The following is a 15,517-nucleotide window of genomic DNA, read 5'->3' on the forward strand; positions in this document are numbered from 1 at the left end:
TTTCGTTCATCGGCCTGAAGTGTATTCAAGCCTGATGGCGATTTCCATCGGCGACATAACGATTCCCGACTGGGAGCTTGTGGAGACCTTCATCCGCGCCTCCGGGCCCGGCGGGCAGAACGTCAACAAGGTCGCGAGCGCGGTGCAGCTTCGCTTCCAGGTGAAAAATTCGCCCTCGCTCCCGGACGATGTAAAAGCACGGCTCAAAGCCATCGCCGGCCGGCGCATGACCGCCGACGGCGAGCTTATTATCGAGGCGAAGCGCTTCCGGACGCAGGAGCGCAATCGAGAGGATGCGCGCGCCCGTCTCGCCGCGCTGATCGAGCGCGCCGCGACGCCGCCGAAAAAGCGCGTCAGGACCAGGGTCTCGGCCAACCAGAAGAAAAAGCGCGTCGAGGAAAAACGCCGCCGCGCCAAAACCCTCGCGGCCCGCAAAAAGCCCGGCATTGACGAAATCTGAGCCTTTCAGGGCCCGCAATCTTAAAAAGATGCAATGCGGGCCCCATGGCGCGCGCCGCGATTCATGTTTACTTTCAGGCCGTAAGTTTCACTCATGAGGGGAGTTCTGACATGCTCAAAAAAGCCGCGTTCGTTGCGGGATCGTTTTTTCTTTTCGTTTCACACGCCGTCGCCGCCGACGCGCTGACGGTCGATGCGGCCCAGCGCTTTGTCGAGAGCCTTCATTCGGTGAAGGCCCTTGGCGACCGGCTTGAGGCGGAAGGCAAGGCCGAACAACTGCAGCTGGATATGCAGCCGAAAGCCGGCGAGCCTTTCGCGCCTTATTCGAAATCGGTGACGGCGTTGAAAGCCAAGTATCCGGATGAGTATTCGGAGTTGAAATCAGCCGTGAAGCCGCACGGTTTCAGCGCCGAGGAATGGGGCGTGACGGGCGATCAGGTGATGGTCGCTTATTTCGCGCGCAAGATGGAAAAGGAAAATCCGGGGGCGATGGCGCAGATGGAGGCCATGGACCCGGCCATGCTCGAACAGATGCCGCCGCAGATGAAAGAGCAGATCATGCAGGCGAAAGCCATGATGGAGACGATCTCCAAGGTTCCGCCCGAGAACAAGGAAGTGGTCGCTGAAGTCGAGGACGATCTCGACGCCTATATGGAAGCCGAAGAAGCGGCGCAGGCCGGCCAGTAAGGCGCCGCGCCAAAACAAGTCTTTCCTGAGCCCGGGCGCGCCGCGCCCGGGTTTTCTTTTTTAAAAGGAGGGCGGCGCTCCCGCCTTTTCAGGCGTCAAAGGGGCGGATGACGCCCGCGGCGGAAGCGCCGGGAAGGACGTCCGGACGGCGCTTGAGGGGCTGGGCGCAATCAACGGTGCGCCGCCCTCAGACAAATATAAAACGCGAAAGGCGGGTTTATTCCGTCGCGGTGCGGCGTATTATTTTTTCCGACGGAACAGCGCTGGCGAGGCGTTTAAAACCGGCGCGTCTTTGCGCTCAGCAACGAGGCTTTCATGAAAATGCTCTCTTCCTCCCGGCTTCTGGTTTTGGTTTGCGCCGCGTCTCTCGCCGCTTGCGCCGGGGGCGGGCCGCGCGGCGGCCCTCAAGGAGGGCTTGCCGCCGGCCCTGTGGGCGTCAATCAGCCTACGGCGCTTCTGGCGAAAGCGCGCGACTTTCAGGCGCGGGAGGGATGCGCCAGGGCGGCGCCGGTTTACCGCATCGTTGCGAGTCACGGCGCCGGCCATGACGTCGCGCAATATGAACTCGGCGCCTGTCTTCTTGAAATGCAGGGCGAAAGCGATGCGGAAACGGGGCTCTTCCGTCAGGAGGCGTTGTTCTGGCTTTCCCGCGCCGCCTGGGCCGGCAATCCGCGCGCGCAGGGCAAGCTTGCGGAAATCCTGAGCGGCGCGCCCGCCTATGCGGCGTCTCATGTGGCGCCCGATCCCGAAAAGGCGATGATGTGGGCGATCGTCTATGGGGATAATGGCGTGCGGAATGTCTACGGGCTGGCCGATACGCCGCAACTCGTCAGCAGTCATCTGGATGCGGTCCTGTCGCCGGAGGCGCGCGCGCAGGCGAAACGCGAAGCGGCGTCTTTCAGGAAAATCACCATGGCCGAATTCGAGCCTATGGCGCGCGAGGACGAAGACGGCGCAGAGCGTCGGACCGGCGATTTTGGCGCTTCGCCCGACGGCCGGCGCAAGCCGCCCCGGCGATAGTTTAAAGCCGCAACAAGTGCGCAGTGTCTGGCCGGCGCCGCGGCGCTTATTCGGCGCGTGAAGCAAACGGGCGTTCGCACAACCCGGAAGCGATTTTTCACAGCCGTGTCCAACCCTGCTGCGTTTGTAGGAATCGTTCGCGTGCATTTACCAAATGCAACACACGCTAAAGGCGGCGAGTGCGTTCTTTTGCCTCTGACTCTGCGCACACTTAACCATGAATTCAGATTGCCCGCGCGCCGCAACATTTTTAGCGTTGCGACACTGATGCGTTTACCGCGCACAGAGCCGTTGCCGCGCTGAGAGCCGTGGGGGGACGGTGTTGTTTGTAACCTGAGTTGTGGAGTCTGTTCAGTGTCTAAGTCAGTTTTCGGGCGCGTCCTCCTTGGCGCGTCTTTTTTGTCAATCCTCGCCGCGGGGGCGGCGAACGCCGCAACCATCACAGGCTGGAACACCGATAATGTCGTCGTCGGCCCGACCGCCGCAGACGGCGAGACCGGCGCCAGCGTCGTCTATGACGCCGATGTGACCGGCGGCGTCGGGTCCGCATCGACCTATGGCCAGGTCGTTTACGCCGCGCCGGAGGCGAACACGCCGGGCCTTAAGGTGGTGAACGGCGATTTCAACTCGGGCGGCCAGACGACGGCCGGCTGCGTCATGGCGTCGAGCGACGCCACTTGCGACAGCCCGTTCCAGAGTGGCAAGCGGTTCAAAAACCAGATCACCGGCTTCGGGCCGATCGATTTCGTCTTCAATGTCGATCCGGACGCCGACAGCGCCGCGCCCGGCTCTCCCTATCAGGTCTATCACCGGCTGGTGAATCTCACCGGCGAGGCGATCAGCAACTTCAAGGTCTCGCTGGGCTTTGGCGTCGGCGATGATTTCGTCGCCTCCGGCGCCGATGACGGGCTTGCGTTTTCGTCAAGCTTCGAATTCGGCCCGAACGATCTGAACGCCTCGAGCCAGTTTCCGTTCGGCCTGTTTGGCGACGCGTCGACCAATCCGAATTTCACGCTGGACGGCTTTTTCGCGTCGGAACGCACCGGCCTCAACATGACCTTCGGCGAAGACATGCTGAGCAGCAACGGCCTTTACGGCCCTTACGGCGATATTTTCGGCAGCTGGATGTCGCAGGATGACGTGCCGACGGGCGCGTTCTGGGAATTCGATCCCACGAAAGACCCGCTCCTCCTGGCCTGGCTGAACGAAGACGGCAAATGGGAGCAGCGCCGCGGCCTCGATCAATTCGACGTCGCCTATACGCTCGCAAACCCGGTGCTGTTCGACAGCTTTGCGGACCTTCAGGCGGCTTTCAACGTGACGCTGTTTTCGGATGTGATCGAGGATCTCGCCAATCTCAATGTGAACTATGCGATTTCGCTCGCCGACATCGTGGATTTCAGCAATTTCACGCTTCGGGTCGAAGCCTCGCCGGTTCCGGTCCCGGGCGCGCTGCCGCTCCTCTTGACCGGCCTTGCCGGGTTCGGCTTCGCACAGCGCCGGCGCAAGACCGCTTAAGCCGGTCTCGCGTAATCTGAAAACAAAGCGCCGCGAGCGAGAGTTCGCGGCGCTTTTTGTCATCAGGGGGTCACAGACGCGCTTTCCAATCGTTTCCGGTCTATAAAGGACCGTGCAGGAGTGATCGGGGGCGGGTGATGAAAGCTGTTTTTCGTTCTTTTGCGCTGGCTTTGGCGATCCTTGCCGCCGCTTGCGGCGGGGTTCATAAAACAACCATGGCGCCGACCGGATGGAATACGCTGAATGGAAAGCCGCCGCTGATCATCGCCCATCGCGGCGCCAGCGCTTATCGGCCCGAACATACGCTCGCCGCTTACGATCTCGCCATCGAGCAGGGCGCGGACGTGATCGAGCCCGATCTCGTTTTTACGAAAGACGGAGTCCTGGTCGCGCGCCATGACCGCTACCTTTCCACGACGACGGATGTCGCCGATCATCCCGAATTCGCCGACCGCAAAAAGCCGAACGCCGATCCAAACGACAGCCCCCGCGACGACTGGTGGGTGGAGGATTTCACCCTTGCGGAGCTCAAAACCTTAAGCGCCGTGCAGCCTTTCCCGGGCCGCTCGAAGGAGTTCGACGGACGATATGAAATCCCGACTTTCGAGGAAATCCTGGCGCTTGCCTCCCGGCGCGCGGAGCAAACCGGACGGCCCGTGGGCGTTTATCCCGAGACCAAGCATCCCGGTTACTTTGCGTCCACCGGCATGGATTTCGAACAGCCTTTGCTCGCCGCGCTCGACGGTTTCGCGGCGGGGCCGGTCTTCATCCAGTCTTTCGAGCCGGAGATCTTGAAACGCCTTAAGGGCAAGACGGACGCAAAACTCGTTCAGCTTGTCTATGAGGAAACGCTAGGCGCCGGACCAAATATTCCGTTTACGGAGATTGCGGACTATGCGGACGCGGTGGGGCCGTCGAAAAATATAATTCTACCGCATTTAAACGAAACAACGACTTTTGTTACGGACGCGCATGCACTCGGACTCATGGTTCATCCATGGACATTCCGAAACGACGTCGCAAACGATAATGTCGGCGTGTCAATCATGTTGATGACGACTCCTGTTCAGAAAGGCAAAGGCGCGCCGCGAGAAAAATTAGAGAAATCCGCACCCAGCGCCGACTCCCTTGAAGCTGGGTTTGAAAAGGCGAAAATCAACAATGAATATGAGTTGTTTTTCCGCGCTGGCGTCGACGGCGTTTTCACCGATTTTCCCGATACGGCCGTAAAAGCGCGCGCGGAATATCTGACGGAAGGCGAATAAGCCCGCCGGCCGCCAGCGCCCTGTTTGCGGGGCTCGCGTTTTCTTCTATGCCTGACGCCATGACCGCGTCTGATTCGTCTTTGCCGATTTCCGCCTATATCCGCACGCTCAACGAGGCGCGGATGATCGGCGATGTGGTGCGCGCCGCGCTGCAGATCGCGGACGAGGTCGTGGTGGTCGATTCAGGTTCGACGGACGCGACGCGCGAGATTGCAGTCGAAGCGGGGGGCAAGGTGATCGAGCAGGCATGGCTCGGCAATGGCGGTCAAAAGCGCGCTGGCGAAGAGGCCTGCCGGAACGACTGGCTCCTCGATCTCGATGCGGATGAGATTGTCACGCCGGCGCTGGCGGCGGAAATCAGGAGCCTTTTCGCCGGCGGCGAGCCGCCGTTCAAAATCTACCGCACCATGCTGGCGCTGGCGCCGCCGGTTGGCGCGCCCTGGCGCGATTTCGGGCTGCAGACCCGCCACAAGCTCTATGACCGCCGCACGGTCAGGGCCCCGGACCACAAGGCCTGGGACCAGTTCGACATCCCGGCGGGGGTCGCGGTCGGGCGGCTTTCGGAACCGATCCTGCATCACGCCTTCACCGGCGCCGAGCAGTTCATGGCGAAGCTCAACCGCAATTCGTCCGTGCGCGCCGAGGCGTTGCCCTTGAAATCGAAGCCTTATCTCGCCTTGCGCATTCTCTTCGGCATGCCGTTTTACGTCGCCAAGAAATACTTTCTGCAGCAATATTTCCGCGGCGGGATTTACGGGCTGGCGCTTGCGGTCATGTCCGGATACGGACGATGGCTGAGAGACGTGAAAATGTGGGAGCGCGCGGCGAAGGAAAAATAAGCCTTGCGCCTTAATCCTTGTAGTAATCGGTGACGAGATTGAGCTCTTCGAGTTCCGGCTCGTCATAATCGGTGTCTTCGATTTTCGGGCGCTCGGGCAGCTCGATCGGGTCGAAAGCGTCCTTGTTGAACTCATACGGCACGCGGTCGAGGATCGCGCGGATGATGTTGAGCCGCGCCTTTTCCTTGTCGTCGCCGTCGACCACGAGCCAGGGCGCGTCTTTGGTGCTGGTCAGCGTGAACATCTGGTCGCGATATTGCGTCGCCTCGATCCAGCGCTCGCGGCCTTTAAGGTCTATGGGCGAAAGCTTCCAGCGCTTGCGCGGATCGCAGGCGCGGTCCTGAAAGCGCTCTTCCTGCTCCTCCTGCGAGACGTGAATCCAGAACTTGATCAGGATGATTCCGCTGTCGACCAGCATTTTTTCGAATTGCGGGACCTCGCGCATGAAGAGGCCGTATTCCTCTTGGGTGCAAAACCCCATGACCGGTTCGATGACGGCGCGGTTGTACCAGGAGCGGTCGAACAGCGTGATCTCCCCGCCCGAGGGCAGGTGCTTCACATAGCGTTCGAAATACCATTGCGTGCTTTCGCGGTCGGAAGGCTTCGGCAGGGCGACGACCCGCCAGATGCGCGCATTCATGCGGTGCATGATGGTCTTGATGGCGCCGCCCTTGCCGGCGGCGTCGCGGCCTTCGAAGATCACCGCGATCTTAAGGCCCTTGCGCGCCACGGTTTCCTGCAGCTTGGCGAGCTCGAATTCGAGGTCTTCGAGCTCTTTCTTGTACTCTTTCTTTTTCATCTCGGCTCGCTTTTCCGGCCGCGCGCCTCCCGGCTTCGGCTTAGCCGGCGGGCGCGCCTTCCGGCGTGAATTTGTAAGCCTTGCGGCAAAACTCGCAGGTCACGGTGATTTCGCCGTCCTCCACCATATCGCTTAAATCGTCTTCGCTGTAGCGCGAAAGCACCGCCTCGATCTTCTCCCGGTTGCACGAGCATTCGGCGCGCAGGGGCTGCGGCTCGAACACCCTGACGCCGTCTTCGTGGAAGAGGCGGTAGAGCAGGGTTTCGGCGCTGATCGCCGGGTCGAGAAGCTCGTCGTCCTGCGTCGTTTCGATAAAGGCGCGGGCGCGCTCCCAGGTTTCGCCGTCTTCGCCCGAAAGAAGCGCCGCTTCGCCGCGTTCGCGGGTTCCGCCTTCATGGGGAACGAACTGGGCCATCAGCCCGCCGGCGCGCCAGCGCTCTTCCTCGCCCGGCGCCTGGATGCGCCCGACGGCGAGCTTGACGATGGTGGGGATCTGTTCGGACTGCATGAAATAGGCGACCGCCGCTTCGGCGAGGCTTTCGCCTTCGATGGGCGTGACGCCCTGATAGCGCTCCATGTCCGGGCCCTGATCGATGGTCATGACGATGGCGCCCTTGCCGACAAGCGCTTTGAGGCCCCGGGGCAAATCGCCGTCTTGCGTCTTGGCCGTGCCTCTGAGCGCCCCGCCGGTGGAATAGTCGGCGACGATCATCGAGGCCGGTCCGTCGCCTTGCGCCTGGAAAATCAGCTTGCCGTCGAATTTCAGGGACGCGCCCATCATCGCCGTCAGCGCAATCGCCTCGCCCAGCAGCGCCGACACCGGATCGGGAAATCGGTGTGCGGACAAAATCTCGTCGATGGCGCCGGAGAGGCGGACAATGCGGCCCCTGACGGCGGTGTCGGCGATCTGGAACGGGACAATGACGTCGTCCATGACGGTTCGGCTTTCCGGGCGGGCCGCGAAGGCGCGGCGCCTAATCCTTGATATTGTAGCCTGAGCGGATCAGGAGATAGGCGGCGAAAGAAATCAGGGCGGAAATCCCCACCGTGGCGGCGATGGAGGCGGCGAGCGGCGCTTCGGCGACGCCGGTGAAGCCCGAACGGAAGCCGTCGATCAGATAATAGACCGGGTTGTAATGGCTGATGGTCCGGAACGGCTCCGGCAGGTTGGCGACGGAATAAAACGTGCCCGACAGAAAGGTCAGCGGCGTGATGACGAAATTGGTGATCGCCGCCATCTGGTCGAATTTCTCCGCCCAGATGCCGCCGATGACGCCGACGGCGGCGAAAATCACCGATGCGGCGATAGCGTAATAAAGGATCGGCCAAAGGGACTCGACCGCCATGGGCGCGCCGTAGAGCGCCATGTAAGCGGCGCAGGTGACGGCCGTGACGGCGCCGACCAGGAGCCCGCGGGTCGCGGCGCCGGCGATGAAAGCGATGGTCAGTTCGCCTGCGGACAATGGCGGCATCAGGACGTCGACGATCGAGCCCTGCACTTTCGAGATCATGATCGACGACGAGGAATTGGTGAAGGAGTTCGTCAGGATCGCCATCATGGTGAGGCCCGGCGCAAGAAACTCAACAAACGGCACGCCGTTGACGTCCGGCCGGACGCCGCCGAAGGCCTGCGTGAAAACGACGAGGAAAAGCAGCGTCGAAATCACCGGCGCCACCACGGTCTGCGTCACCACTTTTAAAAAGCGGCGCACTTCCTTGACGTAAAGCGTCCACAGGCCGAGCCAGTTCACGGCGCCGAAACGCCGCACGCCAAAGGCGTAGCGCGTCTCGGCGGGGGCGCGCGCGGTCTCGCTTTCAGGCTGGGCTAGGGTCATGGGAATTCATCTTTTTTGCGTTGCGAAAGATGTCTCGCGCCTCATCCGGCGCCCGTCAAGTCAACAGCTTGTGCGCGCCGGGGCAGTTATCAACATATGGTGGGCAAAAATTTGTTAAGGCGCCATGTTGTGTTTCCGTCCTTATTCGATACTATATTTAGGCGCATAAGGGACGGCGCACACTTACGATACCAAATATTGAGATTTTGGCCAGCGCAGGCAAGCGCAATCCGGAAAAAAGCGAGGAGACGGGCGACATGGCTTGGACGGATGAGCGGGTAGAACTTTTGAAGACTTTATGGGCCGAGGGCCTATCGGCGGCGCAGATCGCCAACAAGATGGGCGGGGTGACCCGCAATGCGGTGATCGGCAAGGTCCACCGCCTCGGGCTTTCGGGCCGGGCGACGCCGGCCAAGCCGCAGCGCGGCTGCGGCGCTTCCCAGCCGCGCCAGGAAGAAGCGCCGGTCGCGAAACCGGCGCGCCAGGAATACAAGACGGTGATCCCCGAGCCGGAGTCGATCAGCGCCGTGGTGCTCGACTCGGGCGATCTGACCACCGTGTCGACCATCAAGAACAATATGTGCAAATGGCCCATTGGCGATCCGGCTAAAGACGACTTCCATTTCTGCGGCCAGCCCTCGGCCATGGGCAAATCCTACTGCGCCCATCATGCGCGCCTTGCTTTCCAGCCGCCGCAGCGCCGCGAGCGCGAGCCGGCGCGCCGCCCGGCCGCCCAGATCGCCCAGCGCCGCGCTGCGGGATAAAAACACGCCGCGCAGCGGGATAAGTTGCGCCGCAAGGCGCGCCGCCAGGCCAGATTGAAAAACCCGCCTTATGGCGGGTTTTTTATTGGGATTATTTGACGTCGAGGGCGTAGCCGGCGGAGCGCACTGTGCGGATCGCATCGCCCTGCTTGTATTTATTAAGGGCTTTCCTGAGGCGGCCGATATGCACGTCGACCGTCCTGACCTCGACAAAAACGTCCGATCCCCAGACCGCGTTCAACAGCTGCTCGCGGGAAAACACGCGCCCGGGATGCTGCATCAGATGATCGAGCAGGCGGAATTCCGTAGGCCCGAGATGGATCTCCTTGCCGCCGCGCGTCACCTTGTGGGAGACGCGGTCGATGGAGATGTCGCCATGTTCGACAATGTCGTCGGCGAGCCCCGGGCGGATGCGGCGCAGGATGGCTTTGAGGCGTGCGATCAGCTCGGCGGTGGAAAAAGGCTTGGTGAGATAGTCGTCGGCGCCGGTTTCAAGCCCCCTGATGCGGTCCGCCTCTTCGGAGCGGGCGGTCAGCATGATGATGGGAATGTTGCGGGTTTCCGGCTTGGAGCGGATGCGCCGGCAAACCTCGATGCCGGAGACCTTGGGCAGCATCCAGTCGAGAATGATGATGTCGGGGCCGAACTCCTCGACCTTCAAAAGCCCTTCCTCGCCGTCCGTGGCGATGGCGACCTCGAATTTCTCCTTGGCGAGGTTGTATTCGAGGATGGTGGAGAGGGCGTCCTCGTCCTCGACGATCAGAACCTTGGTCTCAGGCATCTCGTTCGTCCGTTAGTTTCCAGCCGCTAGCCTGCAGCCGATCCGGACTGCTTAGGCGGCGAAACCACGGTTGTCGAGGTCTTGTCCCCCTTCGGCCGGTTCTCGATGATGCGCGAGCCGGTCAGCAGGAAATGCAGCGCTTCGGCGATGTTGGTGGCATGGTCGCCCACCCGCTCGAAATTCTTGGCCGTAAAGACAAGATGGGTGCAGGCGTTGATGTTCGAGGAGTCGTGCATCATCGCCACGAGGATTTCCTCGAAAACCGAATTGTAAAGCTGGTCGAGATCGTCGTCCCCGCTCCACACCGCGATGGCGGCGGAGAGGTTGCGCGCCGCATAGGCGTTGAGGATGTCGGAAAACTGCCTGAGGCTCGCCCGGCCCATGCGCGCCACGCCCGAGGTGGGGCGGGCCGGCGCTTCGCGGCTGACGACGAGGGTGCGCTTGGAGACGTTTTTGGCGAGGTCGCCGACCCGCTCGAGCTCGCCGGCGAGCTTCGAGACGGTCATCACCTCGCGCAGCGCGTCTTCCGGCAGAGGACCCTTTTGCAGGAGCTCCATCACCTTGGCCTCGATCGCATGGTCGAGCGCGTCAATGCGCTCGTCGCCCTCGATCACCTTCTCGGCGGCGGCGAGGTCGCGGCGCTCGAACGCGGTCACGGCGTTGGCGAGCTGGTTTTCCACCTGGGCGGCCATGCGCGACAGCGACGTCTCGAGATCGAGACGCTCCTGATGGGATGATTGTGGCGAAAGGGTCGCCATGGGTCGGCTTTCTCCGCGATGGCGGGGTCAAGGGATCGCTTACTTGCCCATTTTTTATGACATATTCTTGTCAGGCAAAAAGATAAGGCGCATTTTTTGCGCCCTTAGCTCTTTAATATTTTTTCCCTGCGCCGGAAGTCAAGGGGCGCGCTGAAAATAGCAGGTAAAGGCGGCGCCGCCGGCGAGCCGGCTTTCGATCTGAAAGCCGCCCTTATGGCGGTTCATGATGTGCTTGACGATGGCGAGGCCAAGCCCCGTGCCGCCGCTCTTGCGGCTGCGCTCCACATTCACCCGGTAGAACCGCTCAGTGAGGCGCGGCAGGTCGGCGCGCTCGATGCCCGGTCCGAAATCGCGCACCTGAACATAGACGAGATCCTCCACATCGACGCCGAGCCGGGCGGCCACCTGTTCGGCGCTGTCGCCCGACCGGTGGGCGGGCGGGCCGTCGGTGAACGGCGTCGGCGCGGCGCCGCGGCCGACGCGGATTTTCACCATGGCGGGCTCGCCGCCATATTTCACCCCGTTGTCGATGAGGTTCTGGATCGCCTGAAAGATTTCGTCGCGCTCGGCGCGGATCGTCGCCGGTTCGTCCGTGTCCTTCGTAAAATCGACAATCGCGCCGGCGGCTTCGAACAGGGGCGCAAGGCTGTCGATGACGTCTTCGGCGATTTCGGCGAGATCGATGCTCTGGCGCGGCGGCACATGTTCGTTGAGTTCGATGCGCGACAGCGACATCAGGTCGGCGACAAGGCGCTGCATGCGTTCGGCCTGGGCCTGCATGGTGGACAGGAATTTCTCCCGCGCTTCCGGGTCGTCCTTGGCGTGGCCGCGCAGGGTTTCGATGAAGCCGAGCATGGAGGCGAGCGGGGTTCTGAGCTCGTGGCTGGCGCTGGCGATGAAGTCCGCGCGCATCTGCTCCACGCGCCGCTCGCTGGTGAGGTCGCGGATAAAGACGAGGGCGCGCGGCGGCGCTGTCGCCCCGTCGCCGGAATCGATCGGCGTCACATAGGCGCGGCAGGTGCGCTCAACGCCGCCGGTCGTCGTGAATTCAACGCTTTGCGGCTCGTGGGTTGAAAGCACCGCTTCCGCCGCCTCGAAGACATTGGGCGCGCGCAATACGGAGGCGAAGTGGCGCCCGGCGACTTCCGTCAAGCCCACAAGCTCAAGCGCCGCCGGATTGGCGTGTTCGACGATGCCTTGCGAATCCAGGATGAACAGCGGTTCGGGCAGGGCGCGGGCCACCCCTTGCGCCATCCTGAGATGCGCCATCTCGGATTTCTGCGCATTGAGTTCGGTTTCGACGATGCGCTGCACCGGCGCCGCCCAGACGCTGCCCGAGGAAAACCGGTAGCGCACGGCGAGCGCCGCCATAAAGGCGATCCAGGCGAGCAGCGCGATGCGCCAGTCGGCGATCCCGGCGAGCGTCAGCGCCGCGCCGACCCCGGCGCTGATCCCCGCCGCCCACATGAAATCGCGGCCGCGCACGCGCGCGGCGGTATGGCGAATGAGGCTGGCGAGATCGTCTTGCATGAGGGAGGGTTTTACCGCGGGCGTTTGAAAGCGAAAGCCGCGCCGCCGAGAAATCCGGCGAGCCCCTGCAAAGAGAGCCCCACAGCGTCGCGGGCGCCGCCGATGACCCCGGCGCCGCCGCCCGCCACCGATCCTTCAATATAAACAAGCAGCGCGACGACCGCCGCCGCGCCGGCGACCGGATAAGCGACGGGCGCCAGCGGCTTTATAATCCGTTTGACGACAAAGCCGACGGCGAAGCCGATGGCGAGGGCGACGGCGAGCATCATCCCCAGGGAGGGCTGATCGCGAAAGGCGAGCCCTAAAAAATTCTGCACAAAGGTGTCGATTTTCTGCTGCGGGGAATAGACCGCGCCGATCGCCGCCATCTTCGCGATGACCTGCTGGGTGTAAAAGGCGACCGACAGCACATAGGTGACGGCGACGGCGAGCACATAAGCGAAGATCGTGTTGGCGATTTTCATTGGTCTCTCTCCAGAACCGGGATTTTCCCTTGTTATGCGGCGCCCGCGTCCCCTGACATCCATATTGACGTCATATGCCCGGGCCGCCTACCCATGACGGCGATGTCTTATGCCATATGAAAGGGCGTGACCATGGCGAGCTTGTCCGAGACGAAATTCTCCCGATTTGCGGCGCTTGGCGCCTGCGCGGCGTTGATGGCGGCCTGTTCCGGCGGCGGCGCGGCCTCCGACGCCAAGGGCGGCGGCGATCCCGAACTGCAGGAAACCCTCGCCGAGCCGGCCCCGGCGGGCGAGACGGCTCTCGATGTGGAGGTGCTGGCGGACGGTCTCGTCAATCCCTGGTCCATCGCCTTCCTGCCTGACGGCGCGCTGCTGGTGGCCGAGCGCGAAGGGCGCCTGCGCCTCATTCGCGACGGCGCGCTTCTGCCGGAGCCGGTTGCGGGCGCGCCTGAGGTGCTGGTCTGGAACCAGGGCGGGCTCTTCGACATTCTTCTGCATCCGGACTTTGAAGAAAACGGCGTTCTTTATCTCAGCTACGCGCACGGCACGCGCGACGCGAACGGGACGCGCATCGCCCGCGCCGTTTTCGACGGATCGTCGCTGTCCGATCTCGAAGTTCTTTACGACGCCAAGCCGCCCAAAGACACCGGCCACCATTTCGGCGCGCGCATGGTCTGGGGCGGCGACGGCAAGCTTTACATGACCATCGGCGAGGGCTCGAAATACAAAGAGAAAGCCCAGGACATGTCGACGAGCTACGGCGCCGTCATTCGTCTGAACGAAGACGGGTCGATCCCGGAGGACAATCCCACCTTCGGCGACGGCGAGCGCCCGGAGCTGTTCACCAAGGGCCACCGCAATGCGCAGGGCTTCGCCTACGACGCCGAGCGCGGCGTTTTGTGGGAGCACGAACATGGCGCGCGCGGCGGCGACGAGATCAACATTATCGAAGCCGGCAATAATTACGGCTGGCCGCTGGCGACCTACGGCATCGATTATAACGGCGCGAAAATCACGCCCTTCACGGAATATGAGGGCACGACCCAGCCGGTGAAATACTGGACGCCGTCCATCGGCCCCTCGGGGCTGGCGGTTTATCGCGGCGATCTTTTTCCCGCCTGGAACGGCGATCTTCTGGTCGGCGCCATGGCCGGGCGCGCGCTCCATCGCGTCATCATGGAGGGCGAGGAGCCGGCCGGCGAAGAGCGCTATCTGCTCGACCGCGGCGAGCGCGTTCGCGATGTGGCGGTTGGCCCGGACGGCGCGATTTATCTGGCGACGGAACAGAGTAACACCGGCGCGGAAAAAGCCGGCAAGATCCTGCGCCTTACCCCGCAATAGAGGGCCGCAATAATCCGCTTACGGAAGGACCGGGGCGGAGAGGGCCTTCGCCGCCGCCTGTCTTGCGAAGCGCAAGGTCACCGCCTTGCGCCGCGCGGCGTTCAAGGGGCGGTCTTCCGCGGCCCGCGCGATGGCCGCGCCGTAATCGTCGGCGACGATCAGCCCTTCGCTTTCGGGCAGGAGCGCGCGCGGAAAATCCGGGTCCACGGCGAAATAGAACTGATCGCAGAAAGCGAGATAATCGGGCCATTTCTGATCGACCTCGAAATCGGCGCGGCAGGATTTCACTTCGGCGATGACGAGCTTGCCGCGCCGGTCGAGCCCCGCGACGTCGGCGCGCCGGCCATTGGCGAGGCGGAATTCGCAAAGGGGCGACAGGCCGAGATCGATGAACAGGCGCGTGACCCCGCGGGTCAGCGCGACGGTGCGGTCCGGCCTCGCCAGGTCCTCGCTGGCGGCGTTTCGGGCGGGATCGGGCAACGGAAAGACGTTCTGCATTTGTTCATTGAATCCCGCGAAAAGCGCGAGCGTCAAGATTAAATGCGTTAACGGGGGAAGGTTTAGCCCTGGAATTCGGGCAGGCGCACGACGAGGCCGTCGAGCGCGTCGGTCACCGTGATCTGGCAGGAAAGGCGCGAATTTTCCTTCGGCTCATAGGCGAAATCGAGCATGGATTCCTCCATCGCCTCCGGCTTGCCGGTTTTTTCCCGCCAGGCCTCGTCCACATAGACATGGCAGGTGGCGCAGGCGCAGGCCCCGCCGCAATCGGCGTCGATCCCCGGCACCATGTTCTTGATCGCCGCCTCCATCACCGAGACGCCGGTCTCGGCGTCAACGACATGTTCGGTTCCGTTCTGTTCAATATAGGTGATTTTGGGCATGGAGGCTCGGGGCTCGTGACTGGATTGCAAAACGAAGCTGTCGATGTAAGCGATCAGGGCGTGAGGGCAACCCTTTTTTGCCCAAAGACCCCGAGATGACGCAGGGAGCCTCATGGCGCTTGAGACCATAGATCTTCCGGACGAAGCGGCGACAAAGGCGCTGGGGGAAAGGCTGGCGCGGGTTCTCGCCGCCGGCGACGTCGTCAGGCTCGAAGGCGATCTCGGCGCCGGGAAATCGACCCTCGCCCGCGCCCTGATCGCGGCGCTGACGGGCGTTACAGGCGCGCCGAGCCCCACTTTCACCCTTGTGGAGACCTATGAAGGCCCGGATTTTGCGCTCTGGCATTTCGATCTTTACCGGCTCGAAAAACCGGAAGAGGTCTATGAGCTGGGACTTGAAGAGGCGCTTGACGGTGGGGCGGCGCTGGTCGAATGGCCGCAGCGCGCGGAAGGGCTTCTCCCCGCCGGGGCGCTGACCGTGCGGCTCGAGATCGCCGGCGCCGGGCGGCGGGCCGTGATGGAGGGAAACGACGCCTGGGGCGCGCGCCTCAAAAAGGCGGGAATCGCGTAAAGAAT

18 protein-coding genes are annotated in these 15,517 nt (G+C 62.7%); 9 read left to right on the plus strand and 9 right to left on the minus strand.

From position 1 onward, the window contains the following. Positions 1-34 precede the first annotated feature (34 nt). The 6 genes from arfB (at position 35) to CW354_RS09075 (ending at position 5,788) form a co-directional block, all read left to right on the plus strand. Positions 35-460, plus strand: a complete 426-nt coding sequence (arfB, locus tag CW354_RS09050) for an alternative ribosome rescue aminoacyl-tRNA hydrolase ArfB (protein ID WP_104830074.1) — start codon at positions 35-37, stop codon at positions 458-460. Positions 461-570: 110 nt separating this feature from the next. After that, positions 571-1,146: a hypothetical protein gene (locus CW354_RS09055; RefSeq protein WP_133162252.1), complete on the plus strand. Its 576-nt coding sequence runs from the start codon at positions 571-573 to the stop codon at positions 1,144-1,146. Positions 1,147-1,461: 315 nt separating this feature from the next. Further along, entirely contained in the window at positions 1,462-2,166 is a 705-nt protein-coding gene (locus CW354_RS09060; RefSeq protein ID WP_104829676.1) for an SEL1-like repeat protein, read from the plus strand. Between the two features lie 354 nt (positions 2,167-2,520). Further along, positions 2,521-3,684, plus strand: coding sequence for a VPLPA-CTERM sorting domain-containing protein (locus CW354_RS09065; protein ID WP_104829677.1), 1,164 nt, complete (start codon positions 2,521-2,523; stop codon positions 3,682-3,684). 137 nt (positions 3,685-3,821) lie between these two features. Beyond that, positions 3,822-4,949: a glycerophosphodiester phosphodiesterase family protein gene (locus CW354_RS09070; protein WP_104829678.1), complete on the plus strand. Its 1,128-nt coding sequence runs from the start codon at positions 3,822-3,824 to the stop codon at positions 4,947-4,949. Positions 4,950-5,008: 59 nt separating this feature from the next. Beyond that, positions 5,009-5,788: a glycosyltransferase family 2 protein gene (locus tag CW354_RS09075; RefSeq protein ID WP_165793615.1), complete on the plus strand. Its 780-nt coding sequence runs from the start codon at positions 5,009-5,011 to the stop codon at positions 5,786-5,788. 10 nt (positions 5,789-5,798) lie between these two features. On the opposite strand, the gene ppk2 is transcribed toward CW354_RS09075, so the two are convergent. The 3 genes from ppk2 to CW354_RS09090 are packed head-to-tail and all read right to left on the minus strand — an operon-like array spanning position 5,799 to position 8,422. Beyond that, positions 5,799-6,587 carry a polyphosphate kinase 2 gene (gene ppk2 / locus CW354_RS09080; RefSeq protein ID WP_104829680.1) on the minus strand — a complete coding sequence of 263 codons (789 nt, stop codon included), beginning with the start codon at positions 6,585-6,587 and terminating at the stop codon, positions 5,799-5,801. 40 nt (positions 6,588-6,627) lie between these two features. After that, complete coding sequence (locus CW354_RS09085; RefSeq protein WP_104829681.1) at positions 6,628-7,521, minus strand: Hsp33 family molecular chaperone; 894 nt, start codon at positions 7,519-7,521, stop codon at positions 6,628-6,630. Between the two features lie 40 nt (positions 7,522-7,561). After that, on the minus strand, positions 7,562-8,422 hold the full coding sequence (locus CW354_RS09090) for an ABC transporter permease (RefSeq protein WP_104829682.1): 861 nt from the start codon (positions 8,420-8,422) through the stop codon (positions 7,562-7,564). 257 nt (positions 8,423-8,679) lie between these two features. Here CW354_RS09090 and CW354_RS09095 point away from each other — a divergent pair, with 257 nt between their 5' ends. Continuing rightward, positions 8,680-9,186 (plus strand): GcrA family cell cycle regulator, encoded by a 507-nt coding sequence (locus tag CW354_RS09095; RefSeq protein ID WP_104830075.1) that lies wholly within the window; start codon positions 8,680-8,682, stop codon positions 9,184-9,186. A gap of 91 nt (positions 9,187-9,277) precedes the next feature. Here the strand turns inward: CW354_RS09095 and phoB are convergent, their stop codons facing one another. The 4 genes from phoB to CW354_RS09115 form a co-directional block, all read right to left on the minus strand. Next, positions 9,278-9,967 carry a phosphate regulon transcriptional regulator PhoB gene (phoB, locus tag CW354_RS09100; RefSeq protein ID WP_104829683.1) on the minus strand — a complete coding sequence of 230 codons (690 nt, stop codon included), beginning with the start codon at positions 9,965-9,967 and terminating at the stop codon, positions 9,278-9,280. Positions 9,968-9,993: 26 nt separating this feature from the next. Continuing rightward, positions 9,994-10,725, minus strand: a complete 732-nt coding sequence (gene phoU / locus CW354_RS09105; RefSeq protein ID WP_104829684.1) for a phosphate signaling complex protein PhoU — start codon at positions 10,723-10,725, stop codon at positions 9,994-9,996. Between the two features lie 138 nt (positions 10,726-10,863). After that, positions 10,864-12,255: an ATP-binding protein gene (locus tag CW354_RS09110; RefSeq protein ID WP_104829685.1), complete on the minus strand. Its 1,392-nt coding sequence runs from the start codon at positions 12,253-12,255 to the stop codon at positions 10,864-10,866. 11 nt (positions 12,256-12,266) lie between these two features. After that, a complete protein-coding gene (locus CW354_RS09115) occupies positions 12,267-12,719 on the minus strand; it encodes a hypothetical protein (protein ID WP_104829686.1) in 453 nt (150 codons plus the stop codon). 132 nt (positions 12,720-12,851) lie between these two features. Between CW354_RS09115 and CW354_RS09120 the strand changes: the two genes are divergently transcribed. Further along, positions 12,852-14,060 (plus strand): PQQ-dependent sugar dehydrogenase, encoded by a 1,209-nt coding sequence (locus tag CW354_RS09120; RefSeq protein WP_104829687.1) that lies wholly within the window; start codon positions 12,852-12,854, stop codon positions 14,058-14,060. 18 nt (positions 14,061-14,078) lie between these two features. Here CW354_RS09120 and CW354_RS09125 read toward each other — a convergent pair whose 3' ends face one another. Then, positions 14,079-14,558: an MmcB family DNA repair protein gene (locus tag CW354_RS09125; protein WP_104830076.1), complete on the minus strand. Its 480-nt coding sequence runs from the start codon at positions 14,556-14,558 to the stop codon at positions 14,079-14,081. 62 nt (positions 14,559-14,620) lie between these two features. Further along, positions 14,621-14,941 carry a 2Fe-2S iron-sulfur cluster-binding protein gene (locus CW354_RS09130; RefSeq protein WP_104829688.1) on the minus strand — a complete coding sequence of 107 codons (321 nt, stop codon included), beginning with the start codon at positions 14,939-14,941 and terminating at the stop codon, positions 14,621-14,623. A 112-nt stretch (positions 14,942-15,053) separates the two neighbouring features. On the opposite strand from CW354_RS09130, the gene tsaE reads away from it, so the two are divergent. After that, positions 15,054-15,512 carry a tRNA (adenosine(37)-N6)-threonylcarbamoyltransferase complex ATPase subunit type 1 TsaE gene (gene tsaE, locus CW354_RS09135; protein WP_104829689.1) on the plus strand — a complete coding sequence of 153 codons (459 nt, stop codon included), beginning with the start codon at positions 15,054-15,056 and terminating at the stop codon, positions 15,510-15,512. Positions 15,513-15,517: the final 5 nt, after the last annotated feature.

Origin of the sequence: Hyphococcus luteus, assembly GCF_002943565.1 — a bacterium.
In the GTDB taxonomy this organism is placed as follows: domain Bacteria; phylum Pseudomonadota; class Alphaproteobacteria; order Caulobacterales; family Parvularculaceae; genus Hyphococcus; species Hyphococcus luteus.